This is a genomic window from Chitinophagaceae bacterium C216 (assembly GCA_028485475.2).
Classification (GTDB): domain Bacteria; phylum Bacteroidota; class Bacteroidia; order Chitinophagales; family Chitinophagaceae; genus Niabella; species Niabella composti.
Genome location: CP144143.1, coordinates 1731729 through 1751296 on the forward strand (window position 1 = coordinate 1731729; position 19568 = coordinate 1751296).

18 protein-coding genes and 1 riboswitch are annotated in these 19568 nt (G+C 38.1%); of the genes, 7 read left to right on the top strand and 11 right to left on the bottom strand.

Annotated features, from left to right (window positions below; all coding sequences use genetic code 11):
• Positions 1-9 precede the first annotated feature (9 nt).
• From PIECOFPK_RS07235 to uvrA, 11 genes are all read right to left on the bottom strand, one after another.
• A complete protein-coding gene (locus PIECOFPK_RS07235) occupies positions 10-372 on the bottom strand; it encodes a hypothetical protein (RefSeq protein WP_409965466.1) in 363 nt (120 codons plus the stop codon).
• Entirely contained in the window at positions 362-1477 is a 1116-nt protein-coding gene (locus tag PIECOFPK_RS07240; RefSeq protein WP_409965467.1) for a Card1-like endonuclease domain-containing protein, read from the bottom strand. The genes PIECOFPK_RS07235 and PIECOFPK_RS07240 overlap by 11 nt, the downstream gene beginning before the upstream one ends.
• A gap of 97 nt (positions 1478-1574) precedes the next feature.
• Positions 1575-2831, bottom strand: coding sequence for a TIGR02221 family CRISPR-associated protein (gene csx2 / locus PIECOFPK_RS07245; RefSeq protein ID WP_409965468.1), 1257 nt, complete (start codon positions 2829-2831; stop codon positions 1575-1577).
• A gap of 21 nt (positions 2832-2852) precedes the next feature.
• Entirely contained in the window at positions 2853-3956 is a 1104-nt protein-coding gene (gene csm5 / locus PIECOFPK_RS07250) for a type III-A CRISPR-associated RAMP protein Csm5 (protein ID WP_409965469.1), read from the bottom strand.
• Entirely contained in the window at positions 3953-4993 is a 1041-nt protein-coding gene (gene csm4, locus PIECOFPK_RS07255) for a type III-A CRISPR-associated RAMP protein Csm4 (protein ID WP_409965470.1), read from the bottom strand. The genes csm5 and csm4 overlap by 4 nt, the downstream gene beginning before the upstream one ends.
• Positions 4990-5634, bottom strand: a complete 645-nt coding sequence (gene csm3 / locus PIECOFPK_RS07260; RefSeq protein WP_409965471.1) for a type III-A CRISPR-associated RAMP protein Csm3 — start codon at positions 5632-5634, stop codon at positions 4990-4992. The genes csm4 and csm3 overlap by 4 nt, the downstream gene beginning before the upstream one ends.
• A complete protein-coding gene (csm2, locus tag PIECOFPK_RS07265; protein ID WP_409965472.1) occupies positions 5624-6127 on the bottom strand; it encodes a type III-A CRISPR-associated protein Csm2 in 504 nt (167 codons plus the stop codon). The genes csm3 and csm2 overlap by 11 nt, the downstream gene beginning before the upstream one ends.
• 11 nt (positions 6128-6138) lie before the next feature.
• Positions 6139-7620, bottom strand: coding sequence for a type III-A CRISPR-associated protein Cas10/Csm1 (cas10, locus tag PIECOFPK_RS07270; RefSeq protein ID WP_409965473.1), 1482 nt, complete (start codon positions 7618-7620; stop codon positions 6139-6141).
• A gap of 18 nt (positions 7621-7638) precedes the next feature.
• Positions 7639-8424 (bottom strand): CRISPR-associated endoribonuclease Cas6, encoded by a 786-nt coding sequence (gene cas6 / locus PIECOFPK_RS07275; protein WP_409965474.1) that lies wholly within the window; start codon positions 8422-8424, stop codon positions 7639-7641.
• Between the two features lie 60 nt (positions 8425-8484).
• Complete coding sequence (locus PIECOFPK_RS07280; protein WP_409965475.1) at positions 8485-9048, bottom strand: SHOCT domain-containing protein; 564 nt, start codon at positions 9046-9048, stop codon at positions 8485-8487.
• Between the two features lie 327 nt (positions 9049-9375).
• Complete coding sequence (gene uvrA, locus PIECOFPK_RS07285) at positions 9376-12216, bottom strand: excinuclease ABC subunit UvrA (protein ID WP_409965476.1); 2841 nt, start codon at positions 12214-12216, stop codon at positions 9376-9378.
• Between the two features lie 178 nt (positions 12217-12394).
• On the opposite strand from uvrA, the gene PIECOFPK_RS07290 reads away from it, so the two are divergent.
• From PIECOFPK_RS07290 to metX, 7 genes are all read left to right on the top strand, one after another.
• Positions 12395-13144 carry a hypothetical protein gene (locus tag PIECOFPK_RS07290; protein WP_409965477.1) on the top strand — a complete coding sequence of 250 codons (750 nt, stop codon included), beginning with the start codon at positions 12395-12397 and terminating at the stop codon, positions 13142-13144.
• Between the two features lie 231 nt (positions 13145-13375).
• Positions 13376-14047, top strand: coding sequence for an OmpA family protein (locus PIECOFPK_RS07295; RefSeq protein ID WP_409965478.1), 672 nt, complete (start codon positions 13376-13378; stop codon positions 14045-14047).
• 95 nt (positions 14048-14142) lie between these two features.
• Complete coding sequence (locus PIECOFPK_RS07300) at positions 14143-14760, top strand: porin family protein (protein ID WP_409965479.1); 618 nt, start codon at positions 14143-14145, stop codon at positions 14758-14760.
• A gap of 221 nt (positions 14761-14981) precedes the next feature.
• Positions 14982-15599, top strand: coding sequence for a porin family protein (locus PIECOFPK_RS07305; RefSeq protein ID WP_409965480.1), 618 nt, complete (start codon positions 14982-14984; stop codon positions 15597-15599).
• 223 nt (positions 15600-15822) lie between these two features.
• Positions 15823-16452, top strand: a complete 630-nt coding sequence (locus tag PIECOFPK_RS07310; RefSeq protein ID WP_409965481.1) for a porin family protein — start codon at positions 15823-15825, stop codon at positions 16450-16452.
• 232 nt (positions 16453-16684) lie between these two features.
• Positions 16685-16797: riboswitch (SAM riboswitch) on the top strand.
• A gap of 331 nt (positions 16798-17128) precedes the next feature.
• A complete protein-coding gene (locus PIECOFPK_RS07315) occupies positions 17129-18439 on the top strand; it encodes an O-acetylhomoserine aminocarboxypropyltransferase/cysteine synthase family protein (protein WP_409965482.1) in 1311 nt (436 codons plus the stop codon).
• A 63-nt stretch (positions 18440-18502) separates the two neighbouring features.
• Entirely contained in the window at positions 18503-19534 is a 1032-nt protein-coding gene (metX, locus tag PIECOFPK_RS07320) for a homoserine O-acetyltransferase family protein (protein WP_330974340.1), read from the top strand.
• Positions 19535-19568 lie beyond the last annotated feature (34 nt).

Below are 19568 nucleotides of genomic sequence, written 5' to 3' on the forward strand. Positions count from 1 at the left end.
TATTCGTCATCATTTATACTTCCTAAACCTCACAAAATCAAAATGTACTTTCTTACTACCATCGGGTAGTAAGTCCACTCTTCTGTCGGTGGTGGAGAGTACACAAGTATATCCATTTTGCTCAAACATACTTACCAGATGATATACCAAGGAGTGTTCACCCATTATATGAAGATAGGTATGTTTATTGGGATACTTTTGAGTGATATCAGCATAAAGCGCATTAGCTAAACCTTTTACTTCCTCAATGGACCACGACGGGTCTACTGATGGAAACGGATAATCCACTACTTCTCCATACAGCTGCTGCGCCTTTTTTAGCTGCTCGGCACTCCATGTGGATTGGGGATGGTTGGATATGTTAATAAGCATGTTTATTTTCATTTAATAGTTCAAAAATGGATCGTGCATTCAAAATGTCCTCACAACATTTTAGTCGAATATCAAAAGCTTCTGCTCTCCTTAAGTGCTGTTTTTTGAAGTCCAATTGCTTATTAAGTGTAAACACATACTTTTTGCAGAACAGCCCTAACCTGGTAGACAATGATGATAGTTTATAGAATGTGTCGTTTACTAAAGTTGGGATTACATTGTTAACTATTCCGGTCTTACACTCTATTACGTGCAGCGTATTGTTGTATATAAAGAGGATGTCGAACTCGTTCGATACATTGTCTCTAACTAATTGTAAGCCTGTTGCAATAAACTGTTCGCCTACTTCTAGTTCGTTTCTTATCGAAAAGTAGATATATTCTTCAAACCAACCTCCGGTTAAATATCTTATGTCGTATTTTGATAACTGAACACCATTGTCTACCGTGAAATCGATGCTATACAAGAAATCTCTAAGTCCGGCAATCTCTGCTATGTTTACACTCTTGTCTCTATTGGGTCTTAATTTGGCAAATATTTTTTGACAAGTTAGATTATCGCCACTATTTACATACCAGTTAAGAAATGATTTTGTAAATTCGAAACTTCTTCCTGAGAGCGTCGAAGTCTTTATCTCAAATCCATGGCAGATAAGATATTCGCTTAAGTCGATGGTAGTATTTAGCGAAATATTTTCCTTTTTTCTGTTCGGGAATAATTTCAATACAGCATCATCTTTTCCGGTGATGTAGAATATTTTGGAATCCTTTTCTCGGAAATAATCAAATACGGCTAAGGACATAATTTTTGTCCCACCGGTTACGTTTACAATAATATCATCATAGATATCATAATCAATCTCATCCAGTTTTGACTTGATATGAGTATCGTAATATTCATCTACGATAATGTTGATAATGTCGGATAGCTTAATGGGTTCATCAAGATGTAATTGGAATGAGTTTATAATCCATTGATGAATTCCTTTATTATTCATTAAAGGAGTATTAATAAATAAAATATGATCTCCTTCCTGATAAAATTTTTTCAGGAATTGCAAGTTTGGGATAGTTTGGCCTCCCACTAGATTAACTAAGAGATTCATGATTTATAAATTTTCAAATATTATATTATCTATCCTAACATTATCCGCTTATTCAAAACTGAATATCTATTGAGTTTAAAAGAAATTTGTTAGTCGCTTAATATTCTAAATTTAATATCTGTTTAAATTCATGAAAATATTTTTTAAGATCATTCATAAAACTGGAATGTTTCGCACTTTCGGTAAATCCTCCATGATTGATATCGTTTCTTTTCTTTGAAATCGAAGCATAAACGGATACTAAGTCTTTGATTTTATCTATTTCATTAAGCAAATGAACGTATGGCTTATATGTTTCTTGGATTAATTCGCCCTTCCATTCCTCTTCCGGCTTAAAAAATCTCACTGATAAGTAGGAGCTGACCAAATTTCGATTACTTTCCATGGTGTAGTCGAGACCTACTTTGTCACAAAGAATAGTAATAATCCCTTCTTGTAATTGTGTAAAACCTTGTTGTGGAAGTTCTTTTTCGATGCACCATTGAATGGCGAAAAATATGTTCTTGATAGAATTGTCCGAATATTGTTGTAATGTAGATTTTACATAATTAACTATTGGAAAAAACGGAGGAATCAATGAGTAAGTCTGAATGTTATCAATATACTCAACTGCCTTATTAGCAGCTTTGCCTTCAATAATTCTTCTCCCTCTATTTGTTCTGTGCTCCTCAGCAAAAGTTTGAAGTTGTATCGAAAGTCCGTTTAATGTAGCAGCTTCCATATGCTTTCCTTTACTTTCAGATAAAATTGGAGTAAGCCCTTCTTTCGTTAATTCTCCCATCATCTGTGCATTACCAAATTTTATGAAATTGTTAGCGGCTATAGTCCAGTCTTGTATTAGAGAGAACGCAGTCAAATTTAAAAGTGGAACTTTTCGATCTTTAGGATCAGGGAACCGATTATCGATGTCATATGATGGTCCAAGTGTTTCAAAAACACCATAATAAATCCCCCTTACTCTAATATCTTTCAAAAATTTGGCATATTGTAATAGGGTTATACCAAGCATTGGTAATGACCTAAAGCTGTGTGTGATATCATAAAGTATTTCATCTCCTACTTCCAGTTTATCAAATACGCTGCTGAATATTGTCCAAATTTCACTTTCACTAAAACCTTCGGGAATTTGTACAACATCTAATTTTTTGTTGCTTTCTGCTTGAAGGCTTGCAAAATGAGTATCATATGCCTTCTCGGTACAAAAGATGTAGTAAACATCAAAATCCGAAGCCAATAGATCGATGACTGCGTTCTGAACATATTTAACAACCCGACTTTCTTTTCCTTCAGTTGTGTAAACACATTCTTTATAATTGTTTGCTCCTAAAAAACTAAGGAATACTTTTCTTGACATAATCACAATAAGATTAATAGATTAATCAATTACTTCAAATTTTACCCACCCCAATGGTTTGAAACTACTCATGTCAATTGGGCGGGTGACCGGAAATTTGTGAGGATTTTTGAATTTATAGCCTTTCCCGTACTTTTTTAAAAAAGCACTGAAGTACTTTCCTTCTTCATAATTTGCAACAGCAACAGCAATCGAATTAAAGTAATATCCTTTCCCGCTTCCAATACGTAAGTAGGCGGTTTTGTTTTGTGATTGTTGAATGTCATAGTTTATCTGTTCATAAAAAGTAACAAGATCTGTATAATCTTCAGGATATTTATCTTTAAACACAGTTCCAAACTTGTTTAATAGCATTAGCTCTTTTTGATTATTGTCTTGTGAAAAACGATTGATACATTCTATCAAATCGACCAACGAAAGATTTGTATAGGGAATACCTAGGTGAAACTCAATCTGTTTTTCTTCCAAAATAGCCTCCCATACTTGAGGAATGGTAAACTCCCCTGTTCCAATATGAATACGTTTGGTTTCGATGACAATCATGTCATCATCATTAAGTTGAGTAGAATCCGTCACGTGAAGTCGCTCAAATAATGACAAGGCTTGCTCCAATTCATTTTCCAATTTTGTCCACATTTCCTTATCATCTCTATTCTGCAGCAACGCGGATACAAATCGTTGAAGCCAGCTCCTGCCATCCTTCGAGTTAATGATCCAATCATATAGTAACGCTGTCTTAATGGCGCCTTTTATTGAACTTCCGGGAATATATGGATAAATACCTGCGTTCTTAATAATGGTACAAAGTTCTTTGTTACCTTGAGCTTCGCAATCCAATTGTAACTGATGTTGTGTATAGACATCGATATTTAATTTAGCTTTCAAAAATTTGTACAGATTAAACTTGCTTCGATTATTATCCATTCCTGTGGATACACCGTGTACATATTCATCAATCAAATTTAATTTTTCGGCAATCTTCCTTTTTACCAAGGCCTGATCTATATAAAATATTTTCTTGCTATCTTCATCTATAATATAGTCAGCATATGGAGATAGTTTTTGCCCTGTACCAATACATACAGGAGTTATTGTAGTTAGCCGAATTGGGTAATTTTTTCTCATAAAGTGCATTCATTAAGTTTAAAAGAATCGGGCAATGGTATAGGAAAACATATGCCGTAACGCCAATGATTTCTATCTTCAGTAGATAGATTTGCTATGGACCCATTTATCTTACTTCTAATGATAGCCCCCTCGGTTGTAGCTATTACAGATTTGACTCTCTTATTGGCTCCATAGTACATACCTCCTCTTTGAACAGTTTGATACGCTATTAGCTCTTGATGTTCAGAAGCACCGGGGATTATTAGAGACAGTGAAACGTATTGTTCGCTTAACTTATCTGTGTTAATCGCGAAGCTTCGATCAAATACAACCTCTTCTATATGACCGCAACCTGTACTTCTTTCTCCACCCAATCCTGACTCTGCCATCAAGGTTATAATTTTTTCAGCTTGTTTCTTTTCTTCTTCATCAAGTCCGGTATTTTCCCAAAGAAAGTACCAATGCACAGAGATATTTTCATCATGCACAAGCACAAGGTCGGTTTGTGTATAATAAGTATCTTCTTTAGAAATATTGCGCACCTTTACTTTAGGCGTGTCCATTTTCTCAGACAGTCTATAAGCGACGTTGTCGTTTCCAAACTCTTCTTTCAAACACACAACCCTACTTTCCGGACTAAAACATATATCATCATTTGAGAACCAATCATCTGGTGTCAATTGTTTTTCCCAAATCCCTTTTGATATGAATTTTATTCTTTTCAACTTTTTGTGAGCCCCTTCAATACTATCGAATGTTTTTAATGGAAAATGATTTAAGGATATGGGTTTAGGCAGCAAGTAAACAATCTTACCTTGGTATTCCACACAATAAAATGCTGAGGAAAAAACAATGTTACCCTCCTCAAAATGCTTTTTCCATTTCAAAACTTCAACTTCAGGATAAAGTCGGGCCACCGCCGAAATGAACGCTCCGAACAACACATCGGAGTGGATAATTTCATCGGTGTCGCTTAAAGTATCATTTTGCCGCATGGCAGCACGTCCAAAATGAAAGCGGCTGCCTGGACGGCATTTTAGGATAATTGCTTTCATTCTTGGTATATTTTTGTATCAGCGTTTTCAATATTCGATTCAATCTTTACCTTCCCATAACCACGCGTACCACTACCTCCCAGGTAATCATCTTCAAGAAGCTTAAAACCTTGCTTTATTAATTCAATAAATTGTTTTGGATCTTCTCCGCTATAGTTATTTAAGACTAATTCAAAATTAAATACAGCTCCCGCCGGTACCCGTTCAATGGAACGCGGATGCCCGCCTCTTCCTAACTTACGGTTGATTTTGTTTTCCGCTTTCTCTTGTGTGTATTGGGTTTCCAAGATGGCACCATTGTCAATAAAATCTCTTTTGAACATCTCCGTGTCGAGATGTGCGTCTCGGACTATCAGACGGGTAACTTCGCCAGACTCAGTTCGAGATCCGGCGTAACCAAAAAGCTTCTTTATGCTTTCATCGTCACTACTCTCATCGGGAGCCCCATTAATGCTTGCAGCCAGCAATGCCCTGAGCTTGCCTTTCAATGAACTTCCCGGTATGTAAGGTACCCCCAAAGGATCTTTGATGACTGCGGTATCGATACCTCCTATATCTAACGATGATTTCGATCCGCCGATATGCAAACCTGTTAATGTGGTTATCGTGCCTTTAATAATAGTTTTTGATTCAAGCTTCATTGTTCGAGTTTTTTTCTTTTGTTGTTGAATATTTGTGATAAGCAACGATGGCTTCCATTACTTTCTTAAAGTGTTTTTGCTTTTCATCAGAGTCTACCTGCTGAATCAGATAATCAATAAGCGCCATTACTTGCTTGGCTTGCAGCTTCTCATTTCTTGCTGCAACATATGCCAAGTTTGGACGAAGTAATTGTAAGTCTATTGGTGTTTTCGCTTCTATAATTTTTGAATAAACATTACGTAACTGACTACTTGATAATCCCGAAGCTGTTTCGTTGACGAATTGCTCGAGTTTTGAAAAAATAGTCTTAATCTTCGTCACATTGTTTAAGGACAAAAGGTCCGCTTTGATGTCTTTAAAATAAGTCTCAATCACTTCATTGACTATCTCCTCAGTAGTCTTATTATTTTTCTTATTATTATCATTTTTCTTAGAGCTATGGTTTGAGCCCTTGTTGTTGTTATAACTATTATGTACCTTTTGATTTGGCATATTACAAAAATTTAAGTGTTAACTGATTTGGTTAATAATTCGGCCCAACGAGCCGCTACAGGGAATTGCGCCGCATTCGACTCTTTTCTCCCGTGTATAAAATCCTCCAAAAGTGCATCTTCGTATTTTTTAAACTCATTCTCCAATATTTCTTTGTTCTTAGAGTTCTTAACATTTCGCAAATAGTACTTCAATCGGTACACTTTAGGAAAGTCTATCCTATGAGCCTTAATTGCCCGTTCTTGTAAACTTAGGAACCCAATTTCCGATGAGCGTATCCGTTCAAGAATTCCGCGCGACTCTCCATCTTCGATCAATTCTTTCAATTTAATTGCAAGTTGTCCTGCATTCTCAAATTCATTCCATTTCAGTACCTCTCCGAAAATGCAGATTCTATTTTTTCCAAAATCTTTTGCTAGTTCTAGCGCATGCTCGGCGGTTTGTCCGATTCTAGCCATTGGAAACTTGGGATTATAAATGACAATACCTGCAGATATTGTAAGCGGATGTTCTAATCCAAATGTCTTGCATAACGTCGATTGGAAAGCGTCAAATTCATGATGAATTTTTTGTGCCACCTGAAGGATGATATCCCATGCACCTATCAAAAAGCAATCATCTCCCCCTGAAAATACAGGGTATATATTTCCATGCTGTATTTCTTCTTTTAAAACACTATAGATTGTATTTGAGAAAAACTTCTTCAGTTGGTTAGACAATTTCTTATACTCGTCCTTAGATTTGTTTCTGAAAAGAACACCGAGGTTATCAACGTCTATTTTAAGAGCAGCGAGTTTATCATCTACTTTTCTTGACGACTTTGCCTTCTCGGCTATTTTATCAAATTCGAGAATGCCTTTTTCTTTATTTTTGTCTTTATCTAAAGGCATTGCGTTGATAATTGTCTCATTAAAGGACTTTTGAGCTTGACTCCCATACTCCAATCTTAAGATATACCCGGCAATTTTGAATTGATTTTCCTCAATGCTTAAATTCAATTCGTTGCTATCCGATTTGACTATACTGTACCCTTGTGCTTTTACCATTTTCTTGGCAAACATTCTGAACCGCTCATCAAATATGCTGGCATCCATTGGTTGAAACGTCTCAGACAAAAACGGCCTGACTAACTTTTTAAGGGAAGTTTTCGTATGTAACGCCTGCATCTGTGTATAAAATGCGTCGTCATGTTCCGCCTCTATGTAGGCAATAAAAGGGAAAATTGCCTCCTGCAAAAAACAGTTTTGAAACTTGGAAATAGCACTATCTAGAACATCTTGGGCAACACGGAGGTATATGAATAAATTTCCCCCTCCATTGTACAAAACCTCGGTTTTTTCAGCAATGTCAGTAAAATACTGTTCGGCTATTTCCGTAAGTCCTTGTACAAAAAAAGACCGTGCTTTCAGATTTCTCGAAGCACCTTTACCCGGGACATTAAAAATAAAATCTTGAATTCCTGATATATCGACTTTCAAGAGATATCGCTTCATAATTGTTAGGCTTAATGATTACATCTTTTGACTAATACTAACACACCCCATTCCTTGTGCGTTATACAATCCTGCACCGGCATTGAGTAGGAGATCGATAAATCTACGTTCCCCTGTTACTTGCATTTTGAAATTTATCCAGCCTCTGATTTGTGTGGCTTCCGGTTTGCCACTTTTGATACTAATCAGCCGGGATTTAAAAGGTTGCTTTATGGGCTGTAACGCTATTTGCAAAATGGCGTTACTCGCTGTGGTATCATCATAACAAGCAGCTATTTTACTGCGCCAGTTGTATAGGAGGCTTTCTGTAAATACTGTCTCTTTGGGTGAAAGGTAAGTATGCTGCCCTTTCTCATTGGGGATGGATGCCACCACTGGCGATAGCGGTCTTAATACCACCTGCGTTATTTCATTTTCTTTATACGACTCTAGAGGAGATGGCAAGGTTTTTATAGATTGTACGGTAAACCGTCCTTTGGAAATACGATCCGCTATGTCCAATTTTTCGGATTGAAATAAACCTTTGATAAAACTTTCCGCAGCTTTGGGAAGATGGAAGGTGATTTGAAAACTGAGCTCATTGCTTTGCAGTAGCAACCGATCGGCTTCGATTTTAAAAGGACAAGTAATTTGGGAAAACGAAAAGAATTTGAATTTTTTGCCATAGCCTTTCTCATGCAAAAAGTTGGCATAATCAGCATCACCTTTCGCAATAATTCGATAGATGGCAGCCGATAGAGGATATTGATAATTGATGGGTATAACTTCGGGTTTCTCAGAAATCAGCTTTACCAAAAATCTCATAAATGCTGGTTTTGGTATATGGTTATAGTTCAGTGGTATTATATAGGCAGTTAAACTTCATTATTTATTGAGTAGTTTTTTCTTTTCGGCTTCAAACTCTTCTTGTGTTAATACTCCTTCATCCAGTAGTTTTTTAAGTTTTGATAATTCATCTGCTTTTGAATAGTTTTGACTACTTGTAGTTTGAGGATTAGCAGACGATGAAGGGGTGACTTTTTTAATAGCAGCGAATAAATTTTTATCAAAATCGTATTTTAATATTTTGTTAGTTAATTCGCTAAGTGCTACATACGTATTGTAATATTTGGCTTTGCCACCTTGTTCTTCTGTAGCGGAGAGTGTATCCCTGTCCTTGTTCAAAAAAGCTATATATCCAACCTTGTTATATTTGTATTCTTCGTTTTTCCATCCTGTTTTAAAAGACATATACCCCTTTCTTTTTTCATATATCATTTGAGCAATTATATCGGCTTCATCTATATCTCTTGCAACAACAAATCCAAGCTGACTAATTCTTTTAGAAATTCTATCGTTAATCTTATGATCAGGCTCTATTACATAAAATTTCTGTCCTAATAGTAGAGAGGGGATAATCAGTAAACATAGGAGTAATATGTTTTTCATATTAATATTATTTAAAAAATATTAATAAAAATTATTGTGTATGTGAATGAAATTATTTATAACTATTAAGTTACGGTAAAAAATTCTCATATGGCTTGCCTATTTAGTGATTTTTTTATGTTATGTTTAGCAGGACTCTTTTGAGTGAAGTTTTAACTAGTTTAATTCTTCATTTTACACTAAATTTAGAAAGCACCAAAACAATGGGCTACTAAAACAAATTTATTTTTCGAGTATTTGGGGTACTTCCTAATAGCAATATAAGAAAAACAAGGTTGTTTTTCTCTTTTAAACGAAAAATTTCTGACAAACTCTCGAATCTAATTATTATTTAAGCTCCTGTTTCAGATAAAAGCCGGTATAACTTTCTTCGTGATGAATCAGCTCTTCGGGGGTGCCTTCGAACAAAATCTGTCCGCCACCATCGCCACCTTCAGGGCCGAGGTCGATGATGTGATCGGCAACTTTGATCACATCCATGTTGTGTTCAATCACCAGTACCGTATTGCCCCGATCGGTAAGTTTATTGAGGACATTGAGTAATTGTCTGATGTCTTCAAAATGCAATCCGGTAGTAGGTTCGTCAAGGATATAGAAAGTTTTGCCGGTATCTTTCTTGGATAGTTCGGTACTCAGTTTTACGCGTTGTGCTTCGCCACCGCTTAATGTAACGGCGCTTTGTCCCAGTGTAATGTAACCTAGGCCTACATCCTGCAAGGTTTTAATTTTTCGATAAATATTAGGCACTGCTTGGAAAAACTCCACCGCGTCATCAACGGTCATATCCAGCACATCTGAGATAGACTTGCCTTTGTAGCGTATCTCCAAGGTTTCGCGGTTGTATCTTTTGCCGTTACACTTTTCGCAGGGTACATATACATCGGGCAGAAAGTTCATTTCAATCACACGCATCCCGCCACCTTCGCACACATCGCAGCGACCGGTTTTTACATTAAAAGAAAATCGTCCTGCATTATATCCGCGAATCTTGGCTTCGGGAACAGATGCAAACAAAGTTCTGATATCCGTAAAGAATCCGCAATAGGTAGCAGGGTTACTACGTGGCGTGCGACCTATCGGCGACTGATCAATTTCCACTACCTTATCGATATGTTCTAGTCCGGATACCGACCGATATGGCATTACTGGCATTTTGCTAGCAGGGAAACAATGATTGCTTAGAATAGGGTAGAGGGTTTCATTAATCAATGTTGATTTACCGCTACCACTTACGCCTGTTACAACAATCAGTTTACCTAATGGAAATTTTACATTGACGTTTTTGAGATTATTGCCAGATACTCCTTTTAGTTCAATAAATTTGCCATTGCCACAACGTCTTTCTTTGGGTACTTCAATTTTCAATTTCCCTTTCAGGTAGCCGGCGGTAATGGTATCCAATTTCAAAATTTCTTTCGGCGTGCCTTGTGCCACTACACGGCCGCCATGATAGCCTGCACGTGGACCGATATCTACCAAATAATCTGCCGCCTGCATGATGTCTTTATCGTGCTCCACCACAATCAAACTGTTACCGATATCACGCAGCTTTTGCAGAGAAGAAATTAGTCGGTGATTATCCCGCTGATGCAATCCTATAGAAGGTTCGTCAAGTATATATGTGATCCCCTGCAATTGAGAGCCGATTTGTGTAGCCAGTCTAATCCGTTGCGATTCGCCACCACTGAGTGTACGACTGGGGCGGTTCAATGATAAGTAGGAGAGACCTACATCCAACAGAAAGCCCAAACGCTCTCTGATTTCTTTCAAGATATCTTTTGCAATGGTATTTTGCTTTTTGGTCAAACGTAGTTCAATGCCATCCAACCATGCAGCTAGATTATCTAAATTAAGATTGCTAAGGTCTGCAATATTCCTTCCGTCTACCTTAAACCATAGACTCTCTTTTTTAAGTCGTGCACCGTTGCAGGAGGGGCAGCTTTGTACTTCCATATACTGCTCTACCCAGTCGCGTAGCGCTTCGGTACTTTGGGTAGAAAGATACCAGCGCTTTAGCATTGGAATAATGCCTTCATAACTGCCGGTATAATAATCGGGTATGGAATCGTCCGTTCCATCCAGCTGTAACGTTTTTTCGGCATTGCCGTCGCCATACAATAATAAATCCAATTGTTGTTGCGGCAATTCGTTGATAGGTTTACTTAAACTGATCTTATGTTTTTTGGCAAAGGCCACCACTTGCTGGTATACACTGGCGCTACGTTCTTCACCCAACGGGGCAATACCGCCCTCTTTAATACTTTTAGAAGTGTCGGGCAACACTGCATCCATCTTAATCACCGAGCTGGTGCCCAGTCCACGACAATAAGGACATGCACCATAAGGTGAGTTAAAGGAAAAAGTATTAGGAGATGGTTCTTCATAGCTAATGCCTGTATCTTCACACATCAGCATTTTGGAATATTGGGTGATATCATTGCGATCGTGTTCCAGTACGAATAGCAGATCCTTACCCAATTTTAATGCTTGTTGTACGCTTTGACTCAGGCGTACTTTAAAATCATCAGTGACTTGTAAACGGTCTACCACAAGTTCGATATCGTGAATCTTGTATCGATCCACTTGCATTTTAGGAGTGATGTCTTGGATTGTTCCATCTACGCGTACTTTTAAGAAACCTTTTTTGCGTACGTCCTCGAACAACTCGCGGTAATGACCTTTACGGCCTCTTACCAAGGGGGCCAGTATGTTAATTTTTTTCTTATAAAATCTTTCGAAAATGTTATTTACAATTTCCTCCTCACTCCATTTCACCATTTTTTTCCCGGTGTTGTAGGAGTAAGCTTCGCCAATACGTGCAAACAATAATCGCAGAAAATCGTATATCTCAGTAACGGTACCCACTGTAGAACGCGGATTCTTATTAGTAGTTTTCTGCTCAATCGAAATAACAGGAGAAAGCCCTGTAATGCGGTCTACATCAGGCCTTTCCATATCGCCGATAAATTGTCTTGCATAGGCGCCAAAGGTTTCCATATAGCGCCGTTGTCCTTCGGCATAAATAGTATCAAAAGCCAATGACGATTTACCGCTGCCGCTAATACCGGTAATTACTACCAGTTTGTTTTTGGGTATGGAAATATCAATATTCTTGAGATTATGCACTCTGGCACCGGTTACCTCTATATGCGAATAATTGTTTTTCAATATTATCAGTTTGATTTTTTGAAGTTATGCCTGTATTTAGAAAAAGCTAAAATTTATAACTAAAAACTGTTATAAAGGTTTCTGAGCGCTAAAAATATTTTTTTGGCATAATAATTTCTTTAAAGCTACATGAGCAGAACGGCTCTCTAAAATAATTTGGTCACAAAAATAATTTCAGATGAAAAAAAAGTTCTTATTGATGTTGTTTTTTTCTGCATCGGTTTATTCAATAACATATGCACAAACTTCGGTAGCCCCGGAAATTCCGAAAAATTATAAACCTCAACCTAAGGAATTGTTACCCATGCCCAAGGAGTTGACTGATGCGGATATTTTTCCCGTATTGGGAAAGTATGAACTGATTGATGAAGAAGGAAACGTTTCTATAGTAAGCGTGGCGTTGGATCAGGAAAATAAAGGTTTAGCATGGGTTAATGGGTTACCACAAGGAAAATTCAGGGCCGATCTCAGAGTGTCGCCGGCTATTTACAAAATACCGGAGCAAAAAACTTTGCAAAACGATATTGACGGCGAAGTAGTGGCTTCTGTATATACAGATACTGAAGGAGATGTAGCTACAACGGATGCTCGTTATTCAGGTAAAACATTAAAGGGAGGTACTTTGCTGTACGATTCCGTTACTAATAAAATGTACGTGAATCTGGGAGCTAAGTATAACGAAGATAATCCTATAGCCGTTTTCCCTGAGTTGAATACTGAAATGGTAAGTGATGCACAAGATCAAGATGCCGATGCTACAGTAGCAGTTACTGCTGAAAATAAGAAGGAGAAAAAAGTAACTAAAAAAGAGGTGGAAGAAAAAAGCATTACTTATGTACTTAATAAGATAGCTCAGGATAATGTTCAAGAAGATGATGTAGTAGTACAAGACGGAGCAGAAAATAATGGTAATGATAATGAGCAGTAGAGAAATTGATTAAAATTAATTTTATAAAAGGGTTGTCTCCTGAGGCAACCTTTTTTGTACCGTTTAGGTCTTATATGCAAAATTTGGATAATTGATATGAATTTTATTTATCTTTGCAATCGTAAAAAATTGTGTCTTAGTTTTTTGTAAATACCTTAAATTTATATACATAAATCAAAACGTAGATCCCCTCAGTTAAACAAAGCCATAAACTCATTAAAATATACCACAATGAAAATAGCACAAGCAACTTTATTTGCAACCGCGTTAGCTGGCATAATGCTAACAGGATGTGATAGCATGAACCGTACCCAGAAAGGAGCTATAATTGGTACAGGAGGTGGCGCTGCCATGGGCGCCGTAATTGGTAAAGCTGCAGGTAATGCCGGATTAGGGGCCGTTATTGGAGCAGTTGTAGGGGGCGCAGCGGGTACCATTATTGGTAAAAAAATGGACCAGCAGGCCGAAGAAATCAGACAGGAAATTCCTACGGCCAAGGTAGAGCGTGTGGAGGAAGGGATTGTAGTGGAATTTAACAGCGCCGTACTGTTTGGCTTCGACCAGGCAAATCTTACCGAAGCTTCTAAAGAGACCCTTAATGATTTGATTAAGATTTTGAATAAATATCCGGATACAGACGTTGAAATACAGGGCCATACCGATAATACCGGTACTGAAAAGTATAATCAGGCATTGTCGGAAAGAAGGGCTTCTGTAGTAGCCAATTATTTGAGTGATCATGGAATTGATCTTCATCGTCTGACAACTGTAGGACATAGCTTTAGACATCCTAAATATTCCAATGATACTCCTGAAGGGCGGGCTAAAAATCGTCGCGTGGAGTTTATAATTACAGCTAATGAAAAAATGAAAGCTGATGCTGCGCGAGAAGCTGGCCATTAACATAAAAGTTTAAACCAAGACTACTTGATTAAAGTAAATGAACCCCTTATTCATTTACTTTAATAACTAATAAATAGCTTTTAAAAACAAATCGTATGAAACTAAAACAATTATTATTCGGAGGACTATTATTTGCAACTTTTAGTGTTGCAGCTCTTCAAGCTAATGCTCAAGCCGGTCGTTTTGGCGTTTTTGCCGGTAGTAATTTTGCATCCATTAAAGGTAAAGATGCTACAAAAACCAAATTGAAAACCGGTTTTCAGGCAGGAGTAACTTACGATATCGGATTGGCCGATGAATTCGTATTACAACCTGGAGTAAGCTATGTTCAAAACGGTACTAAAATAAAAGATGATGAAGCGGAAGGAAGACGGGATTTGAATTATATTCAAGTTCCTGTTACCTTCCAATATCAACCTGCTGTAGGTACTGGTAACCTGTTGCTGGGGGTTGGTCCTTACGTAGGATTTGGTGTAGGTAAAATAAAAATTAAAGAATATGTAGAAGGGGACAATAACAAGGCCAGCATGGATTGGAAAGATGCGGGCTTTAAAAAATTTGATGCTGGTGGGAAACTGCTGGTAGGTTATCAATTGGGCATGGGGCTTTCTTTCAATCTAAATGCGAACTTAGGTTTAGCCAACCTATCTGATGACAAAGATGCAAAGTTCCACAATACTTCTTTTGGCGTTACTGTAGGTTATAAATTCTAATTAAGAATAACTCCGTAATTCTTATTGAAGTGTAGAAATAAGGTTTATCCAAGCAGTAACGAGATTCCTTGTTACTGCTTTTTCTTTATATGATTAGCATATATTGTGAGGTTGGCAAGAGTTAAAAAGAGATGCTTATAGGAAATAATATAATATGCTTGTAAATAATTGATAATAGTATAAATCGGCACTTCCTTTATTGATTTTTAAATATAAAATGTATGCAACTAAAACAATTATTATTCGGAGGACTATTGCTTGCAACTTTTAGTGTTGCAGCTGTTCCAGCAAATGCTCAAGCCGGACGTTTCGGTATCAATGCCGGTGTCAACTTTGCCAATATTAATGGTAAGGATGCAGAGGGTACCAAGCTGAAAACCGGTTTTCAGGCAGGAGTGACTTACGATATCGGTCTGTCCGATGAATTCGTATTACAACCTGGAATAAGCTATGTTCAAAACGGTAGTAAAGTAAAAGGTGATGAATTTGATGCAAGATGGGATCTGAATTATATTCAAGTTCCTGTTACTTTCCAATATCAACCTGCTGTAGGTACTGGCAATCTGTTGTTGGGGGTTGGTCCTTACGTAGGATTTGGTGTAGGTAAAATAAAAACTAAAGCATATGTAGAAGGGGCCAATAACAAGGCCAGCATGGATTGGAAAGATATGGACTTCAAAAAATTTGACGCCGGTGGGAAACTGCTGGTAGGTTATCAATTGGGCATGGGGCTTTCTTTCAATCTAAATGCGAACTTAGGTTTGGCCAACCTATCTGATAACAAAGATGAAAAGTTGCACAATACTTCTTTTGGCGTTACTGTAGGTTATAAATTCTAATTAAGAATAACTCCGTAATTCTAATTGAAGTGTTGAAATGAGGTTTATCCAAGCAGTAACGAGATTCCTTGTTACTGCTTTTTCTTTATATGATTAGCATATATTGTGAGGTTGGCAAGAGTTAAAAAGAGGTGCTTATAGAAAGTATTACAATATATTTTGTAATATGATTGATTATAATATAACTTTGCACCTCATTTATGGATTTTTAAATATACAATGTATGCAACTAAAACAACTATTATTTGGAGGACTCTTTTTTGCGGCCTTTAGTGTGGCTGCAGTTCCATCTCATGCTCAAGCTGGACGTTTGGGATTGAATGCGGGAGTGAACTTTGCAACTATCGCAGGTAAAGATGCAGAGGATATGAAATTGAGAACGGGCTTTCAGGCTGGCGTAACTTATGACTTCAATCTGGGTAATTATCTTGTTTTGCAGCCCGGTGTACTCTATGTGCAAAATGGAGCTACGTCTAAAGTGGGGGTAATTGAAAATATGCAATTAAACTACGTTCAAGTTCCTGTAACTTTCCAATTTCAGCCTACATTAGGAAATGGGAATTTATTGTTGGGGGTTGGTCCTTATATTGGATTGGGAGTTGGAAAGGTAAAGATGGGGGGGACGATTGGAGGAGTAGATTGGTCTACTAAGTATCATTGGGATGATATTTTCGAGGAGGGCGAAGAACTCAGAAAATTTGATGCCGGTGGAAAATTGTTGGTAGGTTACCAGCTAGGTATGGGGCTTTCTTTCAACCTGAATTTCAATCGGGGGTTAGTAAAATTAAACCCTAATAGTGAATCAAAGTTTTACAACACTGCTTTTGGACTTACTGTTGGCTATAAGTTTTAAGTCTAAAAGTATTAAACAATAAAGGCTCCACTTTGTGGAGCTTTTTTATTATCCATCATTTTTCAACCCTATAGCTGCTTAGTCGTAACCATTTATTTCTGCACACGTGCCCGTGTTGGTGGTAGGCAGCATAGCGTTCTCAATTCTAACTTTTTTATTTGGAATAATGTATTATATTTGCACCTCGTTGGCAGCGGCCGACGTGGTTCTTTGAATCCTGATGTAGATCAGGAACTTATCAAGAAAGGCAGAGGGTATAGGCCCAATGAAGCCTTGGCAACCTGTTTCAGTGACGCGGAACAAGGTGCCAATTCCTACTACGCTGTAAGCGTAGAAAGATAAGCTGGAAGTTTCAATATTGGTTAGAATGTGATGTATTCAAACATATTTGAAGCCCTCCTGCTTACAGGAGGGCTTTTTTCGTAAATGCCCTCTTGATAAGGATCTGGAACGGAACCTTTAGACTAAAAATTGAGAAAATTTTAGAGGACATGTTGCAAAAACAATATTATCATATCGCTCATAACTGCTTCACACACATGATGTGTTGTTGCTGCTGTTGTATGCCTTTCGGGGCATAGCAACATATCTTCTTTTGGACTTTTAAAGTCTTTCACTTCTGGTTTTTAGTTTTCACAATTTATTTTTCACGCATTAACTTAAAAAACTTCACTTTATGAGTAACGCTTTACGTTTTGAGACCCTGCAGGTACATGCAGGTCAGATACCGGATCCTACAACAGGTAGCCGTGCTGTTCCTATTTATCAAACCACTTCTTTTCAGTTCAAGAATGCCGAACATGCAGCCAATCTTTTTGGTCTAAAAGAGTTTGGTAATATCTATACACGTATCATGAACCCCACAACCGATGTGTTTGAACAACGCATGGCAGCATTGGAAGGAGGGGTAGCGGCTGTGGCCACCTCTTCAGGTCAGGCAGCTCAGTTTTTGGCCATCAACAATATTTTACAGGCCGGAGACAATTTTGTAACCAGTTCTTTCCTCTATGGGGGTACTTATAATCAGTTTAAAGTTTCTTTCAAGCGTTTGGGTATCGAAGCGCGTTTTGCTGAGGCTGATGATCCCGAAAGCTTCAGAAAACTGATTGATGATAAAACCAAAGCTATTTACTTAGAAACATTGGGTAACCCCAGACTGAATGTTCCCGACTTTGAAAAAATCGCGGCACTGGCAAAAGAAGTGGATCTTCCGCTGATTGTAGATAACACGTTTGGTGCGGGAGGCTATTTGTTCCAGCCCATTAAACATGGCGCTAATATAGTGGTACATTCTGCTACCAAATGGATTGGTGGTCATGGTACCAGTATTGGAGGCGTTATTATCGATGGCGGTAATTACAATTGGGGTAATGGTAAATTCCCGCAGTTTACTGAACCTTCGGAAGGGTATCATGGACTGAAGTTCTGGGAAGTTTTTGGCGAAGGCAATCCGTTAGGGCTCCCCAATATTGCATTTGCCATTCGTACCCGAGTAGAAGGATTGCGTGATTTTGGTGCCTGCTTAAGCCCGTTCAACTCCTTCCTGTTGTTGCAAGGATTGGAAACACTGTCGTTGCGTGTACAACGTACCGTAGATAATGCCTTGGAGCTGGCTAAGTGGCTGGAGGCTCACGATAAAGTAGAGTTCGTATGGTATCCGGGATTGGAAAGCAGCCCGTATTACCATTTGGCTCAGAAATATCTACCTAAAGGTGCGGGTGGCGTACTCCAGTTTGGTATTAAAGGTGGATTTGAAAAAGGACGTGCGTTCATCGATAATCTAAAGCTGGTAAGCCATTTGGCAAATGTGGGCGATGCTAAAACACTGGCTATTCATCCAGCTTCTACCACCCACGAACAGCTTACAGAAGAAGAAAGAAAGAGCGCAGGCGTTCTGGATAATTTGATTCGTATCAGCGTGGGTATTGAACACATCGATGATATTAAAGCCGATTTCGAACAAGCATTTGCTAACATTTTCGCTTAATACAGAGTTACTTTCAACTGCCTCATCAGTGCAGTTGGTACGGTGAGGCAGTTTCTAAAAAATATGGATCATAAGATATTTACACACACAGGAGCGTTTCAATTGGAAAGTGGAGCAGTTTTGCAGAAACTGCATCTGGCCTACACTACGTATGGTCAGCTGAATGAAAATAAAGATAATGTGGTATGGATATTCCATGCTCTTACAGCTAACAGCAAACCACATGAATGGTGGCCGGAAATGGTGGGGGAAGGACGTGTATTTGATCCAGCCAAGTATTTTATCATTTGTGTGAATATGCCGGGTAGCTGTTATGGAAGTATTAGTCCGCTGGACATCAATCCCGATACGGGCGCACCCTACTATCACGATTTTCCTTTCTTTACCATAAGAGATATGGTACAGGCTTATCGCTTGTTGCAAAAAGAGCTTGGTGTCGATAAAATAAAAATTGGTATTGGAGGCAGCACAGGAGGGCAACAGTTATTGGAGTGGGCTGTACAGGATCCAGATCTGTTTTCCTATATTATACCCATTGCAACGAATGCGGTTCATTCTCCATGGGGAAAGGCATTCAATGCTTCGCAACGGTTTGCTATTGAAGCAGACAGTACTTGGTGGGAAAAGAAAGAAGATGCCGGAAAAAAAGGTCTGGAAGTAGCACGCAGTATTGCGTTACTATCTTATCGCACCGATATCGCTTATAATAAAACCCAGGCTGACCTCAATGATGAAATGATAGAAGGATTCAGAAGCGAAAGCTATCAGCGTTATCAAGGCGAAAAGCTTTCAAAAAGATTCAACGCATTTAGCTATTATGCTCTTACTAAAAGTATGGACTCCCATAATCTGGGAAGAGGCAGAGGCGGTGTGCAAGCTGCATTGCATACTATCAAAGCCAAGACTTTAGTGTTAAGCTTGGAAGGTGATATATTATTCCCATTGTATGAGCAGGAGTTTTTGGCGCAGCATATTCCCAATGCCCGTGTAAAACTGATTAATTCTGATTATGGACATGATGGATTCTTGCTTGAATTTGAGCAGCTCACTGCAGCTATCAGTAGCTTTATTGAGCAGGGAGAATTGTGTAAATAATTTACACGCACGGATAGGGTTATAACTATATTGA